The sequence below is a fragment of the Robertmurraya korlensis NBRC 107688 genome (assembly GCF_001591645.1).
In the GTDB taxonomy this organism is placed as follows: Bacteria; Bacillota; Bacilli; order Bacillales; family Cytobacillaceae; genus Robertmurraya_A.
This window is the reverse complement of record NZ_BCVH01000013.1, coordinates 45,204-65,225: the sequence shown is the minus strand read 5'-3', so window position 1 is coordinate 65,225 and position 20,022 is coordinate 45,204. Positions and strand designations below refer to the sequence as shown.

17 protein-coding genes are annotated in these 20,022 nt (G+C 38.6%); 12 read left to right on the top strand and 5 right to left on the bottom strand.

What is annotated here, in order from left to right:
• Positions 1-9: 9 nt before the first annotated feature.
• From BKO01S_RS16455 to BKO01S_RS16425, 7 genes are all read left to right on the top strand, one after another.
• Positions 10-1,023, top strand: a complete 1,014-nt coding sequence (locus BKO01S_RS16455) for a galactitol-1-phosphate 5-dehydrogenase (protein ID WP_066056526.1) — start codon at positions 10-12, stop codon at positions 1,021-1,023.
• Positions 1,024-1,039: 16 nt separating this feature from the next.
• Positions 1,040-2,233: an L-rhamnonate dehydratase gene (rhmD, locus tag BKO01S_RS16450; RefSeq protein ID WP_066056523.1), complete on the top strand. Its 1,194-nt coding sequence runs from the start codon at positions 1,040-1,042 to the stop codon at positions 2,231-2,233.
• Between the two features lie 16 nt (positions 2,234-2,249).
• Positions 2,250-3,266: a TRAP transporter substrate-binding protein gene (locus BKO01S_RS16445; protein ID WP_066056519.1), complete on the top strand. Its 1,017-nt coding sequence runs from the start codon at positions 2,250-2,252 to the stop codon at positions 3,264-3,266.
• A 101-nt stretch (positions 3,267-3,367) separates the two neighbouring features.
• Complete coding sequence (locus BKO01S_RS16440; RefSeq protein ID WP_066056515.1) at positions 3,368-3,826, top strand: TRAP transporter small permease; 459 nt, start codon at positions 3,368-3,370, stop codon at positions 3,824-3,826.
• A gap of 4 nt (positions 3,827-3,830) precedes the next feature.
• Entirely contained in the window at positions 3,831-5,105 is a 1,275-nt protein-coding gene (locus BKO01S_RS16435; RefSeq protein WP_066056512.1) for a TRAP transporter large permease, read from the top strand.
• Positions 5,106-5,256: 151 nt separating this feature from the next.
• On the top strand, positions 5,257-6,306 hold the full coding sequence (locus BKO01S_RS16430; protein WP_066056509.1) for an aromatic acid exporter family protein: 1,050 nt from the start codon (positions 5,257-5,259) through the stop codon (positions 6,304-6,306).
• Positions 6,307-6,412: 106 nt separating this feature from the next.
• Positions 6,413-6,820 (top strand): NUDIX hydrolase, encoded by a 408-nt coding sequence (locus BKO01S_RS16425; protein WP_066056643.1) that lies wholly within the window; start codon positions 6,413-6,415, stop codon positions 6,818-6,820.
• A gap of 61 nt (positions 6,821-6,881) precedes the next feature.
• Here the strand turns inward: BKO01S_RS16425 and BKO01S_RS16420 are convergent, their stop codons facing one another.
• From BKO01S_RS16420 to BKO01S_RS16410, 3 genes are all read right to left on the bottom strand, one after another.
• Positions 6,882-7,736, bottom strand: a complete 855-nt coding sequence (locus BKO01S_RS16420) for an amidohydrolase family protein (RefSeq protein WP_066056506.1) — start codon at positions 7,734-7,736, stop codon at positions 6,882-6,884.
• 11 nt (positions 7,737-7,747) lie between these two features.
• Positions 7,748-10,810, bottom strand: a complete 3,063-nt coding sequence (locus BKO01S_RS16415; RefSeq protein WP_066056505.1) for a GNAT family N-acetyltransferase — start codon at positions 10,808-10,810, stop codon at positions 7,748-7,750.
• A 355-nt stretch (positions 10,811-11,165) separates the two neighbouring features.
• A complete protein-coding gene (locus BKO01S_RS16410) occupies positions 11,166-11,882 on the bottom strand; it encodes a 3-ketoacyl-ACP reductase (RefSeq protein ID WP_066056502.1) in 717 nt (238 codons plus the stop codon).
• 324 nt (positions 11,883-12,206) lie between these two features.
• Between BKO01S_RS16410 and BKO01S_RS16405 the strand changes: the two genes are divergently transcribed.
• The 5 genes from BKO01S_RS16405 to BKO01S_RS16385 all read left to right on the top strand — a co-directional run bounded on the left by BKO01S_RS16405 (position 12,207) and on the right by BKO01S_RS16385 (position 17,281).
• On the top strand, positions 12,207-13,196 hold the full coding sequence (locus BKO01S_RS16405) for an SIS domain-containing protein (RefSeq protein ID WP_066056499.1): 990 nt from the start codon (positions 12,207-12,209) through the stop codon (positions 13,194-13,196).
• 81 nt (positions 13,197-13,277) lie between these two features.
• Positions 13,278-14,558 (top strand): ABC transporter substrate-binding protein, encoded by a 1,281-nt coding sequence (locus BKO01S_RS16400; protein WP_066056496.1) that lies wholly within the window; start codon positions 13,278-13,280, stop codon positions 14,556-14,558.
• A gap of 105 nt (positions 14,559-14,663) precedes the next feature.
• Entirely contained in the window at positions 14,664-15,542 is an 879-nt protein-coding gene (locus BKO01S_RS16395; protein WP_066056493.1) for a carbohydrate ABC transporter permease, read from the top strand.
• A gap of 1 nt (position 15,543) precedes the next feature.
• The gene (locus BKO01S_RS16390) at positions 15,544-16,431 is read left to right on the top strand and encodes a carbohydrate ABC transporter permease (protein WP_066056490.1); all 888 of its coding nucleotides are present in this window, start codon (positions 15,544-15,546) and stop codon (positions 16,429-16,431) included.
• 28 nt (positions 16,432-16,459) lie between these two features.
• The gene (locus tag BKO01S_RS16385) at positions 16,460-17,281 is read left to right on the top strand and encodes a PfkB family carbohydrate kinase (RefSeq protein ID WP_066056487.1); all 822 of its coding nucleotides are present in this window, start codon (positions 16,460-16,462) and stop codon (positions 17,279-17,281) included.
• Positions 17,282-17,468: 187 nt separating this feature from the next.
• Here BKO01S_RS16385 and BKO01S_RS16380 read toward each other — a convergent pair whose 3' ends face one another.
• Together BKO01S_RS16380 and BKO01S_RS16375 are read right to left on the bottom strand one after the other, a co-directional pair.
• On the bottom strand, positions 17,469-18,197 hold the full coding sequence (locus tag BKO01S_RS16380) for a UTRA domain-containing protein (protein ID WP_066056484.1): 729 nt from the start codon (positions 18,195-18,197) through the stop codon (positions 17,469-17,471).
• A gap of 170 nt (positions 18,198-18,367) precedes the next feature.
• Positions 18,368-19,573, bottom strand: a complete 1,206-nt coding sequence (locus tag BKO01S_RS16375; RefSeq protein WP_066056481.1) for a nitrate/nitrite transporter — start codon at positions 19,571-19,573, stop codon at positions 18,368-18,370.
• Positions 19,574-20,022 lie beyond the last annotated feature (449 nt).

Sequence of the window (20,022 nt, the reverse complement as noted above, 5' to 3'; positions counted from 1 at the left end):
GAGGTAAGTATGAGAGCTTTAATGTGGACAGAGCCAAATAAAATGGAAATACAAGAGGTTTCCATTCCCGCTTTACAAAAAGACGAAGTTTTAATAAAGGTGGATGTAGTAGGTATTTGTGGTTCTGAAATAGAAGGGTTTTTAGGCCATAACAGCTTGCGAGTACCTCCTTTAATCATGGGACATGAATTCTCAGGGGTGGTTGAGAATACAGATGGATCTCCTGACTTGATGGGAAAACGTGTTGTTGTTAATCCACTTATCAGTTGTGGGAAATGTAACCGCTGTCGTAAAGGGTTAGAGAATCTCTGTGACAATCGATTAATCTTAGGTATTCATCGTCCTGGAGCATTTGGGGAGTACGTAAGTGTCCCTTCTTCAGCCGTGATTCCAATTCCAGACCATCTAAACTCATTCGCTGCTTCGTTAACAGAACCCCTCGCTTGTAGTTTACGAGCAACGAAAAGAGCAATGGCAAATCATCCGTTCGCGAATGTAGTTGTGTACGGTGCAGGAACAATTGGATTGTTGAGCGCCTTTGTTGCAAAAATATTAGGGGCCGAAAACGTAATTGTCCTTGACCTTAATCAAGAAAGGTTAAATACGATTCAGGAATCAGGAATTGCTCATGTGATTCAATCCAACAAAGAAAATGTTGAAGAACGAGTGAAAGAAATCACGGGGCAAAAGGGATTAGACATCATTATTGATGCAGCGGGGTTTGTACCTACCCGTCAGCAAGCAATCAAGATCATTAACCCTGGTGGAGTAATTATGAATATTGGTCTTGGTGTCGATGAAACACCAATCCCTATTAATCAAACAATTCGAAGTGAGATAACTGAACTTGGTTCATTCTGTTATACCAAACAAGATTTTCACGAAGCTTTACAATTACTAATCAATGAACAAATATGTGAAAAAATCTGGTCAGAAGTTCGTCCAATTGAAAATGGTCACCAATCATTTGTCGATTTGGTTAGTGGAAACGTAGTAAAAAGCAAGATCTTTCTTCAATTTTAAAAAGGAGTGAAATCAAATGAGGGGACTTGGACAAAAAATTAAGAGTCTAAGGTGTTATGTGGTTGAAGGTGGGGGAGCGGATTATCATGATCAGGGTCAGGAGCATTGGATTGTTGGCCAAATTTCAACGCCAATGAGCATCTATCCCGAGTACAAAGCTTCACGAACAAGCTTTGGAATAAACGCACTAAAAACAATTGTTGTTGAGGTCGAAGCTGATAACGGAACGGTTGGCTTCGGCATTTCAACTGGAGGATATCCTGCCGCCTGGCTCATTAAAAATCACCTCGAACGGTTTGTTGTTGGCCAACAGGTTGAAAATATTGAAATCATGTGGGATCAAATGTACCGTGCCTCTCTTTACTATGGAAGAAAAGGGATTGTGCTGAATGCTATATCTGCGATTGACCTAGCACTTTGGGATTTATTGGGGCATCTCAGAGAAGAGCCGGTCTACTCAATGATTGGTGGGAAGGTGAGAGAAGAACTTGTTTTTTATGCAACTGGACCTCGACCTGACTTAGCAAAAGAGCATGGCTTTATTGGTGGGAAGATGCCTCTAGTGTATGGCCCTGCCGATGGAGAGGAAGGACTACGCAAAAATATTGAGGCAGCTGCTGAGATGAGAAGTCGAGTGGGGGATGATTTCTGGCTGATGTGGGATTGCTGGATGTCACTGGACTTACCATATGCACAAAAACTAATGGCAAAATCTGAGGAGCTTGGCTTTAAGTGGATTGAAGAATGTTTTAACCCTGATGAATATTGGAATTACCGGGATCTCAAAAAAAGGGCAGGAAACAATATATTAGTTACAGGTGGGGAGCATGAAGCAACACGATACGGCTTCCGAATGTTACTAGAGTATTGTGATCTAGATATTATTCAACCAGATGTCGGTTGGTGTGGGGGATTAACGGAACTGATAAAAATAGGAAACCTTGCTGATAGTTTCGGTAAAATGGTTGTTCCACATGGAAGTGGTGTCTACAGCCATCACTATGTAGTTACGAAACCAAATAGCCCGTTTACTGAATACTTAGTGATGAGTCCAGATGCTTCCGAAATTGTTCCTCAATATTATCCATTACTCAAAGATGAACCTATTCCTGTTAACGGAAAGTTAAAAGTTAGTGACAAGCCTGGCTTTGGGGTAGAGCTTAACCGTGAGGCTGGATTAGTAGAAGTTAAATCAGGACAAATTCTATAAAAATAGGGGGAGAAACATGAAGAACAAGGGGATTGCAATACTAGTAATCATGTTAATGGTCATTTTGTCGGCATGCGGGGGTAATAAAAGTAACGGATCAGCCTCAGAATCAGATTCAGGTAAAAAAGAAGAAGTGAAGATTCGAATTGGATCACACCTTGCACCAGAACATTCAGTTGTAAAAACGGCAGAAAAGTTCAAGGAGTTGGTTGCCGAAAAGTCAGATGGAAGAATTAACGTGACTATCCATCCATCTGGTGAACTAGGAGATCAAAAAGAGCTAGTAGAGGGTTTACAACTAGGGACAATTGAGATGGCTATCAATGATGCTGGTTTATTAGCAAACTTTGTTCCAGAAGTGGGAATTCTAGATATGCCATATTTGTTTGAGGATTATGACCATGTCCATCAAGTGTTTGATGGAGAAGTTGGTTCCTCGCTTCAAGAAAAAATGGCAGACAAGGGAATTCGTTCGTTAGCATGGTTTGACTCTGCTTTTCGTAGTACCTTTTTAACAAAGAAAACAGAATCAATAGACGAATTGAAAGGGATAAAAATTCGTACACCGGAAGCCCCAAGCGTTATTGAAACGGTACAATCATGGGATGCTGTAGCCACACCACTTCCTTGGGGGGAACTATATACAGCAATGGAAACAGGTGTCGTTGATGGGTTTGAGGGCTCTGCAGAAAGTATTTATTCAGCTAAAATGTATGAGGTATCCAAATACTTAGTTAAAACAGAACATATTTTTACAGCGCTTTCATTGAATATGAGTGATACGTTCTTTAAAGGTCTATCTGAGGAAGATCAAAAACTAATTTCAGAGGCAGCTCTAGAAGCTGGCGAATATGGTCGTCAGTTAGCAATGGATCTTGACGAAGAATATTTTAATAAGTTGGTAGAAGAAGGCCTTGAAGTAGTAGAGGTAGATAAAGCACCATTCATTGAGAAAGCAGAGTCTATTGTAGATGACTATGCAAAGGAAGTAAATGCTGTAGATTTAGTAGATAAGATTCGAGAAATAAAATAGATGTAAAAAACTGATTCAAAGGTTTACCTTTGAATCAGTTTTTAAAGATAGGTATTCCAACTTATTGATCATATTTTCGATGTCACCAAAGGGGTGAAAAAATGATTAACTTTCTAGATAAAGGGATAAGGGGTATAGGAATATTTTTATTTGCTTTAATAGTTATTTTGACGCTAGTCCAAGTAAGTTCACGTTTGATTGGAAGCCCAGTACAGGGGACTGATGAGGCAGTAAGATTTTTATTTGTCTGGATGGTTTTCTTAGGGATTGCTTACGGAATGCGTAATAAGGTTCATATTGAAGTGGATTTTTTTATAAGTAGATTTAGTGAGACCATTCAGTTTTGGCTAACTTTATTTAATCATTTATTAATGATTGTCTATACTGTTGTAATTGTATATCAAGGATATTTTGTAACAGAAGTAATGGGTAACCAATTAGCCCCTATCAGCCGTATTCCTATGTCATATATTTTTGCAGCAATCCCGATTGGAGCAAGTTTGTTACTCATCTATATTATTCTTAGTGCTATTGAAACTATAAAAGAAAGGAAGAGGTGATAGTATGTTGGTTGCGTTGTTTATAAGTTTACTCGTTTTACTATGTATTAGAGTACCCATAGCGTTTGCAATTGGCTTATCATCTCTTTTTTCAATTTTTTTCTTTAGTGATATCCCGCTAAGCTTACTCATCCCAAGAATTTTTAATACATTAAATAGTTCAACTTTTTTAGCCATCCCACTGTTTATGTTGGCTGGCGTAATAATGGAAAGTGGGGGAATCTCGGCAAGATTAATCAGGTTTTCTAGCTCATTGATTGGCCATATTCGTGGTGGTTTAGGACATGTTACGGTTCTCACGAGTATGGCTTTTGCTGGAATATCTGGCTCCGCGTCTGCAGATACATCAGCTGTCGGTTCTGTATTAATTCCATCTATGATAAAAAAGGGATACCCGAAAGGATATGCTGCTGCGTTAACTGCATGTGCAGGCTCACTTGGACCAATCATCCCTCCAAGCATCATTATGATTATATACGGATCATTGACAGGTTTATCAATTGGAAAGCTTTTCTTAGCCGGAGCAATCCCAGGGATATTAATTGGGATGGGATTAATGATAATTAATTATATGGCTGCCAAAAAACTTGGTCTTGAAAAATCAGAGAGGGCTTCTTTGAAAGAAGTGTGGAAGAGTTTTCTTACTGCTTTCTGGGCTCTTATGGCTCCAGTTATTATTATTGGGGGAATTGTTACAGGTACTTTTACAGCAACAGAATCAGGTGTGATTGCAGTCCTCTATTGTTTTCTTATTAGTACCTTTGTCTATAAAGAGATGAAGATACGTGATTTGGGTGAGATATTCACGAAAGCATTAAATACAACGGTTATGGTTATGTTTATTGCTGCAACCGCTTCTGCGTTTGGATGGATACTAGCAAATGAGCAGTTTCCTATTAAAGTTGTAAATATGCTAAGTGTTTTTACAGAAAGTAAACATATTGTTATATTACTAATTATTGCTTTTTTACTATTAATTGGTTGTTTCTTAGAAACTATCGCTGCAGCAATAATATTTGTACCTGTCTTATCTGTTTTAGCGGTAGATTTTGGATTTGATCCTATACAGTTTGCTACCGTTGTTGCTATTTGTTTAATTATAGGAGGAATAACACCACCAATTGGGGTGCTTCTATTCATTACAAATGGAATTGCTAAGGCAAACATTAATGAATCGATTAAATATCTCTGGCCATTCTTCGGAATGATTTTGTTTGTCATCCTGCTAGTAGCATATGTTCCATTCCTATCAACGTTATTACCTAGCTTAGTAAAATAGTGTCAAAAAATCTCTCCATAAATAGGAGAGATTTTTTATATATTTAATGTAAACATATAATGACATACAACTATTGTTTCCTAACCATGTTTTGGGAATTATTTTAGTTGTTGTATAATTAAAGAAGACATTGAAAAAAGGAATGTTTTTAATGGAACTTCTAAAGAAATATAAATTTTTTGGTGGAAGAATTGTTAAGACAGGGATTGCTGTGTTTCTTACTGCGCTTATATGTGACCTACTGTCTTGGCCTCCGATGTTTGCAGTTATAACAGCGATTGTTACGATTGAACCTACTGCAGCGCATTCTATTAAAAAGGCGTTCGTTCGGTTTCCGGCATCAGCTATTGGAGCCGCTTTTTCTGTTTTATTTAATTTTGTCTTTGGAGATAGTCCGTTTACTTACATGCTCGTAGCAGTTACGACGATTATCGTATGTTATAAGCTTCGATTGCACGATGGAACACTTGTAGCTGTTTTGACAGGAGTAGCGATGATATCAACCGTTCATGATCATTTTTTAAGCTCATTTTTTATTCGGCTGGGAACAACGGGTATTGGCTTAACGGTATCCGCACTCGTTAATTTCCTTGTTATAAAACCGAATTACTCATTGATGATTAAATCTAAGCTTCACCATTATATCATTGAGACAGGCACAGTTATTGAAGAACGCGGAAAAGAAATTGTATTTCAACAGCCATTACATCAAGAGACTAAGGCAAAGTTTGAAAGGCTTTGGAAGGACTTCGAATCCGTAGAGACATTATGTGAGTATCAAAAGCAGGAATGGAAGTTACATCATATTGACCGAAAGTATACCAGGGAGTTTCATTATGAATATAAAAAGTTAAGTACTATGCGCCAAATGTTTTTTCATGTAGCCAATCTTATGGCTATTCCTCCACTTGATGCACCATTATGTAAGGAAGAGTCCATCCAGTTGATGTTCAAGTCCTTTAAATATGCACTGAATGATAAGGAGTACCGGATGGATGAAGGACATCTACAGGTGGCGGCGGAACTTCGGTCAATATTTAAAAAATGTGTACAAGAGGATAAGTGTCCCCAAACGTATATTGCGCTACTGTTTGAGCTCCTTTCCATTCATGACTTGATAGAGGAGCTGCACCAGATACAATTATTGGCACATAAGCACCAGAAATTCATTCAATATAAAGGGGCTAACGCCGAGATGTAAGAAATGCTGGGATATAACCAGCATTTTATTTTTTTTAAAGGGTTTATTATTCTCTGACATACATATTGTGGAAATAAAAGTGTTTAAGAAGGGAGCAGATGAAAAAATGGTAGCACCGAAGCATATTGTTTCTGCCAAGGCTTTCGTACTGAATGATAATAATGAAGTTCTTTTAATAAAAAGTCCACGGAGAGGTTGGGAAATGCCAGGTGGTCAGGTTGAAGAAGGAGAGTCGATTAAGGCAGCTGTGATACGAGAAACAAAAGAAGAAAGTGGGATAGATATTGAAATCGTAAAGCTCTGTGGTATTTTTCAAAATGTAAAGCACTCTATTTGCAGTACTATGTTCATCGGGAAAGTAGTTGGTGGCCAACTAGCTACTTCACCTGAGAGTTTAGAAGTGGGGTTTTTTCGTATAGAAAAAGCACTTGAAATGGTCACTTGGAAACACTTTAAGACGAGAATGGAGTATTGTCTGAATGAAGAAACACATCCATTTTTTGTTGAAGTTTAATAGAACGGCAATCTCTATAAATACGAAAGAGCTGCCTTGAAAAAACAGGCAGCCCCTTTGGTTATTTAATAAACGGTTGAATTTTTGGAAAAACCTTTAATGCGGTTTCGTAGAACACTTGGCTATGGTATTCTTCAGGGATTAATTTTTTGATAAACTCAATGTACGGAGCAATCGGTACTAATGGCCAGTCGGTACCAAACAAAAGCTTGTCATAAGAGTCTGCAAATACCAAGGCGTGTCGCAAATGATCAAGGAAACGACCTTCGCTTTTCGCTGCTAGGTCCTTTTTTGTCCCGACAATTAGTCCAGATAAATCTGCAAATACATTTGGATTTTTATAAATGATTTCTGCACCTGTAAGTGTCCACGGGTCCCCGAAATGAGCCATCATAAAATTCACATCTCTATTGTCAACCGCAACCTCATCGATGGTGAGAGGGTGAGAGTATTTTAAATAGCCCCTTTCTGAATACGTATCCCCTGTATGAAAGACGACAGGAAGTTTGTATTTTGCCGCTAGTCTATAAACGGGCTTATAAACAGGGTCATAGGCATAAAACGGATAATAACCAAGATAAATCTTGATTCCAACCGTTTTAGGATGTAATAACATCCCTTCTAAACGAGTGAGCGCCTTCTCATCTAAATTGTACGGATTTACTCCTGCACACGTAAAGATAGAAGGTGGAAGCTCATCGACTAAATCGAGACCCATCGGTGTTGGCGTCTCGTAATCAGGAAACCCCATTCTTTCTGTTTCCGTAAGTCCCATCCCTATACCAAGCACCACTCCAGCTTCCTCGAATTCTTTGATAATGCCAGAGGCTGAATAATCCACAAATGATATATTTTCAGCTGTTTCATGAAATGAATGTATGTTCGATAGGTGAATATGAGCATCGATGATTTTCATAATAACTCCTTTTAAAATTGGATATTTAGTAGTTTTTGTACTGCTTCTGCTGGTAGTTTTCGCTCATCAAACAGGAAGAACAGGGGAGCAGTTGCTTTGTCTTTCTTATTTGCGAATCCTGGTTGCGCTGCAACTAGATGAAATGCCTCTTTATTTATATAGGCTTCGGTCTCTTCCGTGTTCAGACTTGAAATTACATAAAGCCTCTCTTTTTTTGTAGCTGATTCAATATAGGAGTCTTGTGGCAGATACATTGGTAATTCCTGTTTGCCTACCCGATATTCCGTACAGCCATCTTTAATAGATAGGTTTGTTAAAACCTCTCCACCGAGGAATAGGTCAGTCAACCATCTTTCCCCAGTCAGCCATTTCCCGCCATCATGTATTACCTGTAAGAATGTTGCTAAAACAGGAACGTTAGGTAGCATCAGATAGTAGTGAATATACTCAACATTTTTCCATTGTAAATGTTCTTCGAAATTTGTCTGAATCGCTATTCCTCTCCAAGTATTGCCTTTGCGATCACGTATATTAGCCGTTGATACAGTTGTTTTTTCTTTTAAAAGAGAGAAGGTAGTAATCCCTTCGGGAGACCACTTCATTCCTCCTGCCCATGGATTCCACCAGCTTTTGGCGATTCTTTCTGGATACTCTGTATCTAACCACTCCAGTCCGTTTACTTTCAACGAATATAATCCGGGGTAAAAATCAGCATTTGCTTTTATCAATAAACAACCATTCTCAACAACTATTGAGCCATCAGCCTCTGTCTTAGAGGAAATAGCTCCACTTGGAGAAAGAAGTAGACCCTCGAATTTCGTCTGGATACCTGGCTGTTGAAAATAAGCTGATATATGTGAAATAGGGGTATCTACTGACAGCTGTTGTTCATAAGTAATAGAATTTTTCTCTTCTTTTGCCTGGATACTCCATTTGCCAACAGGAGTTTGGTCGCAAGTGATTTCAAGCGTTCCATCCAGATAACTGTTTCTATATGTCTTTAATGTAAAGGAGGGAGATGAGCTTGGCGTAATAATCATCTCATTTGCCTTGAGATCCAATTCACTCGTTATATCAATTGCATCAACGAAATGGCTTTTCTCTGCAAAAGCCTGAAAATGGTTTGCTTCCTGGAACGAATCTAAAGCAACGATGATTTTTTCAGTTGAAGCCTTTGCCCCAGGTTTCATCTCACCAACCTTTTGCTCAATGACGAATTGCCAACCTTCCGGAGCTGCCTTGCTATTCTTTGGCCAAGTCACTCCAACTGTTTCTCCTTCAGTCTTAGAGAAATACCAATGACCCGTTATCATAGCAGGATTTAGATCCCCGAATTCAAGCGGGCGGTCCTCCGAAAAGAAAACGACTCTTTGGTCTAGAGGAAAGTATGTGTTGCCAAGTTCTTGGTAGATGGGCTGACTGATAGCAATATTTTGGTAAGTGGTGGGGTGGGCATTTTCGATTTCAACCCACTGGTGAACGATTCCATCTCCAAATAGCTGAAGACACTCAGTTAAGTAGATTCCTGGGAAATCACTTGATTGAAGTACAAATTTGATAATAATAGATGAATCATCTGTATCCCAAGTCACTGATGTTGGTTTCTTTTTGTTAAATTCATTGGTGTAAGGTTTTCCAAGTTTTGGGGCAAGAAATGCAAATGATGGCTGTTTCCTTCTAGCATCTTTTTTTAATTGGACATTAAGATCGAGCTTTCGTATGTTTAATTGGCTTTGACCGTTATATACATGCCAGTATAGCTTAGATTCTCCACCAAATTTCTTTCCTGCCCCTTTAAAAGCTACCGAAATTTGCTGTTCAAAAGTGAGTATATGATTGGAGGTCTTAGTTTGAACATGAATAATTGGATCGTAAAAACCATGCTTTCTAACGATAATGGGTAGGGGTAGGGTTATTCTTCCTTTAGCAGGAACCGTAACCTCGTATGATGTATGTTGAAGACTGACTAGGTCATTTTCAGGAATGGTTAGAACAAACTCTGTTTCGACAGAAAGATTATTTTTTAACTCCAGGTAAAACTCAGACTTTGTATTTAAAAAGGAAAAATTTCCTTCATTGAAAGCTTCAAGCTTAGCAGGTTGGATGGGGGATATCCCAATGTTCAAATCGCATGGAACACCATTAATTTCTACGGTTACTTGAATGCTTGGATGAGTTCGCCAAACACTAGGCTCTTCGCCTTTTCGTACTTTAAAAGTATTAGAGAGTGTAACCTCTTTTTCTACGGTTAGTTGTCCCGTATGGAGTTGATATTCGACTCGTGCATTCTTAGTACCAGTAGCCTGAAAGGACATAGGACTATCAGTTTTGTTTACGATTGTTAATTGATAGGTATGCTCCAGTTCCTCAATCACTTCATGGTTATCCATTGAAAGCTGAACGAGGAAGTCATCGGTTTCAATCAGGGTAATGCCCCGACTCGTCCGCTCGAATTGAACACGTACATTAGCTTCAGGTGAACTCCAGCTATATTCATAGAAGGAAAATCCATTTTTATTTTCTCCATCCGGCTTCACTTCTATTTGTCTTGTACTTGCTTCATACCAGTCCATTTTTTCAAATAGTGGTTGAAGAAGTGGAGTATTTAGCACCTTGGGGATGAAGTTCATCAGGTGGGTAGTGTCGTCACGATCCTCCCAAAAGAAACCACATTTTTTATAAAGTGGAACAGCTTTTGTATTGCCTGGCCAGGTGTATAAGTCAAGACGTGGCCAACCGAGCTCGAGTGTTTTTTCAAGAGCTTTCATAACAAGCATTTTCCCGATTTTTTTCCCATGGTGACTTGGAAGAACGTTGAGTAAGGGGATGTATAAAGAGCCAGTATCCTCCTTATATTCAGATAATCCACAATAGCCAACGACTTCATTTTCATCTAGTGCCAGATACAGCTCGATATTTTCAGAATTGGCTTCCTTTGTTTTCACTTGTTCCTCTGTCATGACACGGGTGTCGCCGCCCCAACTGTCACGGCTTAAATTCCACATTTTTGCTACCCCTGCGGCTAATCCTTCGTGATAACTTACAATTTGGATCCCATTTTTTACAGATGGCATATAGTTTCTCCTCTCACTAAGTAGATTCTTCCTTTTGAATTTGCTTTTCTTTTCTTCTTATTTGAATCATCGTGCTCTCCTCCTTGTGTATGTAGTAGGAATGTTTTTCCATTCCAACTTTAATCGTAACTGCTTAAATTTTTAAAGTAAAGAAAATTCAGATTACAAATTCTGTGAAAATACTAGGGAGGGAATAAGGTCTTGAAAGTAAGAAAGCGAGAGTCTTGAGACTCTCGCTTCTTATAAAATAGTGTCCACCTCACGCGTACAAATCAAGCGAATCTGTCCACGAAGGGTGACAGACACCACAAAAAGACAGATTGGGGTGATTTGTCCACGGAGGGTGTCTGTCACCCTATGGGTTGGTGGACCAGAGGCCGGCTGATTTTAGGAATACGCGTGGGTGGAGCTTTAGGCCGGATACGATGAGGTCTGCTAAGTCTTCTGGGTGCATGACGTTTTCAGGGTTACCAGAGATTAAGTTTGCTTCCGCGGCAAGGTCTGTTACGACTGTGCTAGGTGTAAGGCCGACCACACGGATGTTGTGCTTACGAACTTCTAAAGCTAAGGACTCTGTTAAACCAAGAACCGCAAATTTGGATGCACTGTACGCGCTTGTGACAGGTGCACCTTTCTGTCCGGCGCTAGAAGAAATATTAACAATGTCTCCCGATTTTCTTTCAACCATTTCCGGTAAAACCGCACGAGTGGTATTGTACACACCCATAAGGTTAACTTTAATAATGTTTTCCCACTCTTCAGGCGAGAGATCTAAAAACCCACCAAATTTCGCTGTTCCTGCATTATTAATTAAGATATCTATGGAACCAAGTTCTCCTTTTACTTTCTCCACTGCAGTAGTAATGGAGTCAAGGTCTGCCACATCAGCTGTTGCAACAGAAACTTTAACATTGAAGCCTTGTAGTTCCTCAGCAACTTTTTCAAGATTCGAAAGAGTTAATCCTATTAAACCAACATTTACTCCTTCTTTTGCAAGAGCAATCGCTGTGGCACGACCAATTCCTCTGCCTGCACCAGTTACAATCGCTGTTTTTCCATTAATGGATTGCATTTCTTACCACTCCTTTTCTTATGTAATGTAATTAAATATATCAGGAACCATTTAATCTATCCATTCAGACATCTTGTTCTAATGTCGAAAGTAAAAGACAGACTTACTTTGCACATTTCTTTTTCCCTTTAGTCTATTGGAAATGAGTAAAATGCCGAATAAAGTCGAAATTATTTTCTGAAAATTCCGTTGACTAAGGAGATAGGCTAGGATATAGTAGATTATAATATAACAATATATAACGTCCTATAATGTTGTATGTTGAATGAAGGGAGGATAGGCAGTACCCCATATTAAAAAAATACTTAGGAGGCTTTATAAAATATGAGTACTGAACTAATCGTAGATGTAAAAAATCAAATCAAACATGCGCTTGAGGAAGTAGAGAAGAAACAAATCGATAATGTCTTTTTTGTAGCTTGTGGGGGTTCATCTGCTTTAATGTACCCAAGTAAGTACGTTGTTGATCGTGAAGCAAAAAAGATAGATGCACATCTATATAGTGCGAATGAATTCATCCATCGTAATCACGCAAAGCTGGGGGATACATCTCTAGTGATCCTATGCTCTCATTCTGGTACAACTCCTGAAACAGTAGAAGCTGCTAGGTTTGCTCGTACGAAAGGCGCCTTAACCATTTCTCTAACAAATGAGCCTACTTCTCCATTGGCTCAAGCTTCAGAGGTTGTCCTTAAGTATGAGTGGGGCCCAACTGCCAATGCATTTGCTACAAACTACTCTGTTCTGTATCAATTAGTCTTTGGAGTACTAAAGGTTGTAGAAAACAATGAAAAATTTGCTTCTCTTGAGAAGAGTTTAGAAAGCCTACAAACGGTTTTTGAAAAAGCTGCTTCCCAATATCATGATGCTGCTGTAGAATTTGGAAAACAGTACAAGGATGAGAAAATTATCTACACGATGGCTAGTGGATCAAATTATGGTGTGGCCTATTCCTTCGCGATTTGTATTTTAATGGAGATGCAATGGGTTCATTCCCATGCGATTCATGCAGGAGAATACTTCCATGGTCCATTTGAAATTATTGATGAAGAAACACCATTTATTATTCTTCTAGGTCTAGATGAAACAAGATACTTAGAGGAGCGTGCCCTTGAATTCTCACAACGGTATGGAAAGAAGCTAATCGTTTTAGATGCGAAGGATTTTGACTTTTCTGGAATTTCAGAGTCTGTTCAAGGATATATTGCTCCGCTAGTCTTAAACCATGTATTAAGAAGATACGCAGATAACTTGGCAGAACAGCGCAATCATCCATTATCTACAAGAAGATATATGTGGAAAGTAGAATATTAAAATAAATAGGAAAAGCGGGGGATACTTCGCTTTTCCTCTAATTGCTAGATTAATAGAAGATAATCTTGAGGGGGCCAATTCATGAAAAAGTTCAAAATATTTAGTATCATCGCCGTGTTAATTCTCTCAATGCTTGCAGCTTGTTCCTCATCTAGTCAAACAGCTTCAGAAGACAGTGATACTGTCGAACTTCGTTTTTTCCACAGATGGCCAACAGAACCCAAAAAGCAGTACTTTGAAGATGCAGTGAAAGAGTTTGAAGAGTTACATCCGAATATCAAAATAAAAACCGAAGCAGTATTGAATGATTCGTACAAGGAGAAAATTCGTGTTGTTTTAGGATCGAATAATCCTCCTGATGTTTACTTTTCTTGGAGTGGAGAGTTTGCCTATAATTTTGCACGAGCAGGTCAATCACTTGACTTAACTAGCTATGTGGAGAAAGACAAAGAATGGTCAGGTCAAATCATTGAATCTCAATTCGGTCCCTTTACATTAGATGGGAAAGTTTATGGAATTCCTTGGTCGACAGATGGAAAAGCCTTCTTTTATAACAAAAAGGTATTTAACGATTTGAATCTTGAGATTCCAACAACTTGGGAAGAACTTTTAACAGTATCCGAAAAAATTAAGGATTCAGGAGTGACTCCAATTGCATTCGGAAGTAAGGCACCATGGACGATTTCTCACTATATTGGATCACTAAATGAGTATATTGTTCCGGAAGATGTTATTGCAAAGGACTATAGCCTAAGTAATCCGGATGCAGAGTTTACTCATCCAGGATACGTAACTGCCTTGGAAAAATTCATTGAATTAGAGCCATTTTTTAATCAAGGAGTTAACTCCGTTGACCACCAATATGCAAGAGAACTATTTAATGGAGGAAAAGCGGCGATTGGGTACTTTCAGCTAGCTGAGATAGGTCTGATTGAGCCAAGCCTAGGAGAAGATTTAGGTGTATTCAACACTCCGTTCGTTGAAGGTGGAGAAGGAAATCCAAGCTCCATTACTGCTGCCCCTGAAGGAATTATGATTTCTTCTAAAACAAAGCATCCTGAAGAAGCAATGGAGTTTATTAAATTCCTAACTTCAAAGGAAAAAGGGATCGACCAATTAAAAGAAGTAAGTGAATACAGTGCTGTAAAAGAAACAACCACTTCCGAAAATGGTTCAGCACTTCAACAAGAAGCAATTGATCTAATCGTAAATGCTGAAAAGACGTACTTATGGTTTGATACAGCTGTAGATATCAAGATTGTTGATGCGTATTTAAATGGTGTTCAGCAGATGTTAGATGGAAAAAAATCCGCTAAAGACGTGATGAAAGACGTTCAAAAAGTAGCTAAAGAGCTGAAATAACAGATTAACTAGAAAGGTAGTGTAGGGGACCGAAGCTACCTTTCTTTCATAAAGGAAACACAAGAAAAGGGTCGGAAAGGACCTAGAAAAAAAGAGGTGAATACGATGACGCTTAGGAAAATGGCTCCCTATTTATATATTGCCCCTTGTATTTTGTTAATGGGATTGTTTGTCTACTATCCCATTGTAGAGAATTTCCGATTCGCTTTTTATGAGTTTTCTGCTTTTTCCCCAGATAAGGTGTTTGTTGGATTCGAAAATTTCCTTGCTCTATTTCAGGATGAGGTTTTTTATATAGCTATAAAAAATAATATTTGGTACGCAGTTATTTCTATTATCTGTCAGGTATTCGGTGGATTGGTGCTTGCAGCTATCCTAGAGGATCCTTTGACTAGATTGTTTAGTGGTTTTTTCAGAACAACCTTCTTCCTTCCCGTAATCATATCCATAACGGTAATTGCTTTATTGTTCAGCTTTGTTTATAACCCGGATATTGGGATTTTAAACAGCTTTTTACGATTGCTGGGTCTTGAAGAATGGACAAGGGCATGGCTCGGGGAATCAGAAACGGCAATCTTCGCCGTAATCGCTGTCTCCCAGTGGCAAAGTATTGGATATATCATGATGCTTTTCATCGTTGCGATCCAGTCTATTCCGCAAGAGCTGTATGAGGCAGCTGATATTGATGGTGCAAATAAATTCTATAAGTTCCTTCATATTACTGTTCCCCAGGTAAAAGAAATGCTTTTTGTTGCCACGTTGATTACATTAACAGGTGCATTTACGGTATTTAATGAACCGTATATTTTGACAAGTGGTGGACCAGGAAATGCCAGTGAAGTGCTTGGAACGCTTCTCTATAAATCGGCCTTCTTTAGGGATGAGATGGGGTATGCCTCTGCAATTGCAACAATTATTTTGATACTCTCATTGGTTGCTGCAATGATTCAAATGAAGTTATTCAAAACAGGGAAGGAGGATTAATATGGAGGCAGAAAAAGTAACACCTACAGACTCTCCGATTCAATCGTTTCGGGTTCGTTCGTTTAAAAAGAAAAAGATTGCTGGATCGGTTTCGCTGTATACAATATTAATCTTCTATTTTATAGTCATTTCTTATCCGCTGTTTTGGATGGTCATTAATTCTTTTAAAACAACAGAAGAGATTTTCTCGAACAGTTGGGCATTGCCGACTACTTGGCTTGTCTCAAATTATGTTCATGCATGGAATACGGGAATTTCTGAGTACTTTTTAAATAGTACAATTGTTACGTTGAGCACCTGTTTATTAACCGTTTTTCTTAGTGCGCTTGGAGCATATGGGTTAACCCGATTCCAGTTCGCAGGTAAGAAGCTACTATTAATATTATGTATGGGTGGAATGATGTTATCTCCTCAGGTAAGTTTAGTTCCACTGTATAAGCTCATCCAGGCTCTGGGAATTCATGATACTTACTTAGCGCTTATTCTTCCTTATGTTGCGTATCGGATTCCGATTACTGTCCTATTAATAAGAGCAGCCTTTTTAGAGATTCCAAAAGAGCTAGAGGAGTCTGCTTTTCTTGATGGATGTTCAACGTGGAAAGTGTTTACAAAAATATTTTTGCCAATGAACCTACCTATTTTGTTTACAGGGGTCATTATTACTGCTTACTTTACATGGAATGAATTCATGTTTGCCCTCATCTTCATTGACTCAGATAGTTTAAAAACCATTCCAGCTGGTCTGATGCAATTCCGTGATGCGTTACAAACAAATTGGGGGGTTCTATTAGCGGGGTTAATGATCTCTGCTATCCCGATTATTACACTGTTTTTATTTTTACAAAAGTATTTTGTACGTGGTCTTGCATCTGGAAGTTTAAAAGGGTAAGTCACCAATAGAAAGGAATGTAATAATAATGAAGTTACTAGCAATTGGAGATAATGTGGTGGATGTTTATTTGGATCGAAACGAGATGTTTCCAGGTGGTAACACATTAAATGTTGCTGTATTAGCTAAGCAATACGGAGCAGTCGAAACGGGGTTTATTGGCATTGTTGGAAATGATGCGGAAGGTGATCACATTATCGACTCTTTACAAAAGACGCAGGTGAATATTAGTCATATTAGAAGGGCTTATGGGGAAAGCGGAAAAGCCTATGTTGATATTGATTCGACTGGTGACAGGATTTTTGTAAAATCCAACAAAGGTGGGATACAATCACAATTACGATTAAAATTAAATCCATCAGATTATGATTATATCAAAGGTTTTGATGTTCTTCATACAAGTATTTATAGTAGTCTTGATGACCAGCTCCCACTTATCAAACAGCTTTTACCGATCTCATATGATTTCTCCAATCATTTTTCGGATGAATTGCTACAAACAGTTTGTCCTCATATCACTTTTGCTTTCATATCGGGTAGTGATTTTGGTGATAAGCAAATTGAGGAATTAATAAAGAAAGTTCATGAATTAGGCACGCATTACGTAATTGTTACACGAGGTTCAAAGGGAGTTATCATGTCTGATCGAACACGGAGCTATGTGCAGGGGATAGAAGAAGCTGAGGTAATTGATACGTTAGGTGCTGGAGATTCCTTTATAGCTGGATTTTTAACTAGTTATTTAAATCACCATACGATCAAACAGTCTTTGCAGCTTGCAGCACTTCGAGCCGCTCGTACTTGTGAAGTAAACGGAGCATTCGGATATGGAAAGCAATTGGTAAAATAGTAAAAAGGGACTGGCTGATGGCCAAGTCCCTTTTTATCAGGATGTCTAGCTTCAGTGTCCAGCAACTAGTGTACTTCGGTCTTTTCCCTACGATAAGTCAACATCGAATCACTTCGTTCTTCGTGTTTCCTTTATCTCAGTCAAAGCCCTCCAGTCCATACGTTGCTAAACGGACACTTCCGCTTTTCTATGTCGTAATTGTATAAGCGATAACTGTAGTTAAATTTTTAAACGTAGATAAATGAATAGGGACCTTGTTCTTATCGTACACGATTTTATCTATATTAAATAAAATCTCGCCAATGTCACAATTTAGATGCTCAGCTTCTATAGAAGAGGCGGGAATTCCAGTGATTGTTTTTTTTGTTGTAATGTCCTTCATATCTACATGATATATATTACTCAGGACATCGTATGTGGATTCATAGTCAAATATATGTTCTTGAATCTTTGGAAACCGCTCAATTGGATAATGAGTTAAGTCCAGAGTAAATGGCTCTTCATCAATATACATTAATCTAAGAAGTTTAAGTACTGGTGCATCAACCTCTATTTGAAGATCTTCTGCTATTTTCTTCGATGCTTTAATTTCTTCACAAAGAAGAACTTTCTTGCCTGTCTTTTTTCCAAGCTGTTTGCTGAAATCTGAAAAACCCTCAATGGTTACTAATTCACGAGCAACCTTTTTCCTAGCAACAAAGGTACCTTTTCCTTGTTTTCTTTCCAATAATCCTTCGTCAACTAAATCCTGGATGGCTCTTCTTACAGTAATTCTGCTGACACCATAAATATCACAAAGCTCTGCTTCATTGGGAATTTGTTGACCTGGTCGATACGTGTTCTGGTCAATGGCTTCTTTTATCGTGTTAAATAATTGTTCGTAGAGTGGACGTGAACTAGAGCTATTTAACTTCACATGAAAACTCCTCTCAAAGTATAAATCGTTATATAATATTATATTACAAATAGGGGTGTGAAGTATATACTTAGTCTGAGAATTGTGAATTCTAAATGATCTGCTTTATTGGCAATAAAAAAGCTCTTGCCAGCAAATCGCCAGCAAGAGCTTTTAAATAATCGTTATTATCAAACTTTGACAGAAGAACCTTTTGGAGCCCACGTTTTTCTCCAAGACATTTGTGCAATGATCAAGACGAGTAAAGCAACCACACCAATCCCAGCATAAACGAGGAATCCTGATGCATATGTGCCTGTTACTTCTCTTAAGGTTCCTAGGATATTAGGGATAAAGAATCCGCCTACACCACCAGCTGCTCCTACAATTCCTGTAACCATTCCTATTTCCTCTTGGAAACGTTGAGGAACAAGTTGGAATACTGCGCCATTCCCCATTCCTAGACACATCATGCCCACAAATAACAATAGGGTAACAAGCGTGATGGAAGGAAGTTGACTAACACCTAGCATGGTTAAAGCAACACCGATAAATAAGAAGGTTAATAGACGAACGCCACCAATCTTATCTGCAATAAATCCTCCTACTGGTCGAAAGAAGCTACCTGCTGCTACACAAAGGGTAACAAAGTCTCCAGCTCTTACTCTTGAAAGATCGTATTGATCAACGAAAAAGATACTTAAAAAGCTAGAAAGTCCAACAAAGCCACCGAAGGTAACACTATACAATAAACAGAAGTAAAGAGCATCTTTTTGTTTGAAAACATTAAAGTATTCTTTAAGTGGTTTTGGTGCTGGCTGTGAAGGAGCATCTTTTGCAATAAGAACAAAGATGATAAACACAATGGCAAGAGGGATAAGGGCAACCCCTAGTACATTATGCCAGCCGATTTGTTCAGCAAGGCGAGGGCCAAATAAGGTCGCAAATAAAGTTCCACTATTACCAGCACCAGCAATCCCCATTGCTAATCCTTGCAAATGAGGTGGATACCAACGACTTGCCATTGGTAAAGCCGCTGCGAAGCTTGCACCAGCTACTCCTAATAGTATTCCGATAAAATAAAGTTCCGTTAATGTGGTACCAAACAGCCACCCCCATATAAGAGGGATCATCGTAACGACCATACCTATAATGGATGTTTTCTTTGGACCGATACGATCGGTTAAAACACCAAGAACGAGACGGAAGAACGAACCACCGAGGATGGGTATCGCTACAATTAAGCCCTTTTGAGAAGGGGAAAGTCCAAAGTCTTTGGTGATATAAACCCCAAGTGCCCCTAGTATGACCCAAATCATGAAACTGACATCAAAGTACAGAAATGAAGCAAATAGTGATGGTGCATGTCCACTTTTTCTTAAATTTGCTAACTTCATAGGTAATCTCTCCCTTTAATAGATTCGATATTTCAAATGTGTTACCAGCCGATATAATTTTTGCGAGAAAATAAAATCTTACCTAATACATAGAAGAACGAAAAAAAACCTAACTTATTTGTCATTGGAATTCCTCCCTTTTTTGTCCAGCTCCAGCGCCTAGCCCCTCGAGGGAATAATTTAAAGCCATTATTCCTAGGTCATAAGCCAAATCTCTCCAGAAGGCAGGCCTTCCTGCGAGATTCGTCTTATGCTTGTCGGGGCTGAACAAGGCGCTTTTGCTTTTCTGTTTTGTAAGAGTTTTTACCATCTTTGTCTTGTTAAAGGATAGTATGTAAACTGTTGCTTTGTCTCAAAAGGTGTTAGCTAATCTAACACGGAAATTTATTAGAATTTTCAAACCGAATGGATTTTTATTCTTGGAAGCGAATTCAAAAAGAAACAAAAAA

Coding starts and splice junctions, on each gene's coding strand:
- rhmD (WP_066056523.1), top strand. CDS start 1,040: ATGAGGGGACTTGGACAAAAAATTAAGAGTCTAAGGTGTTATGTGGTT.
- BKO01S_RS16435 (WP_066056512.1), top strand. CDS start 3,831: ATGTTGGTTGCGTTGTTTATAAGTTTACTCGTTTTACTATGTATTAGA.
- BKO01S_RS16420 (WP_066056506.1), bottom strand. CDS start 7,736: ATGAAAATCATCGATGCTCATATTCACCTATCGAACATACATTCATTT.
- BKO01S_RS16430 (WP_066056509.1), top strand. CDS start 5,257: ATGGAACTTCTAAAGAAATATAAATTTTTTGGTGGAAGAATTGTTAAG.
- BKO01S_RS16385 (WP_066056487.1), top strand. CDS start 16,460: ATGAAGTTACTAGCAATTGGAGATAATGTGGTGGATGTTTATTTGGAT.
- BKO01S_RS16425 (WP_066056643.1), top strand. CDS start 6,413: ATGGTAGCACCGAAGCATATTGTTTCTGCCAAGGCTTTCGTACTGAAT.
- BKO01S_RS16405 (WP_066056499.1), top strand. CDS start 12,207: ATGAGTACTGAACTAATCGTAGATGTAAAAAATCAAATCAAACATGCG.
- BKO01S_RS16445 (WP_066056519.1), top strand. CDS start 2,250: ATGAAGAACAAGGGGATTGCAATACTAGTAATCATGTTAATGGTCATT.
- BKO01S_RS16390 (WP_066056490.1), top strand. CDS start 15,544: ATGGAGGCAGAAAAAGTAACACCTACAGACTCTCCGATTCAATCGTTT.
- BKO01S_RS16415 (WP_066056505.1), bottom strand. CDS start 10,810: ATGCCATCTGTAAAAAATGGGATCCAAATTGTAAGTTATCACGAAGGA.
- BKO01S_RS16410 (WP_066056502.1), bottom strand. CDS start 11,882: ATGCAATCCATTAATGGAAAAACAGCGATTGTAACTGGTGCAGGCAGA.
- BKO01S_RS16400 (WP_066056496.1), top strand. CDS start 13,278: ATGAAAAAGTTCAAAATATTTAGTATCATCGCCGTGTTAATTCTCTCA.
- BKO01S_RS16375 (WP_066056481.1), bottom strand. CDS start 19,573: ATGAAGTTAGCAAATTTAAGAAAAAGTGGACATGCACCATCACTATTT.
- BKO01S_RS16395 (WP_066056493.1), top strand. CDS start 14,664: ATGACGCTTAGGAAAATGGCTCCCTATTTATATATTGCCCCTTGTATT.
- BKO01S_RS16455 (WP_066056526.1), top strand. CDS start 10: ATGAGAGCTTTAATGTGGACAGAGCCAAATAAAATGGAAATACAAGAG.
- BKO01S_RS16440 (WP_066056515.1), top strand. CDS start 3,368: ATGATTAACTTTCTAGATAAAGGGATAAGGGGTATAGGAATATTTTTA.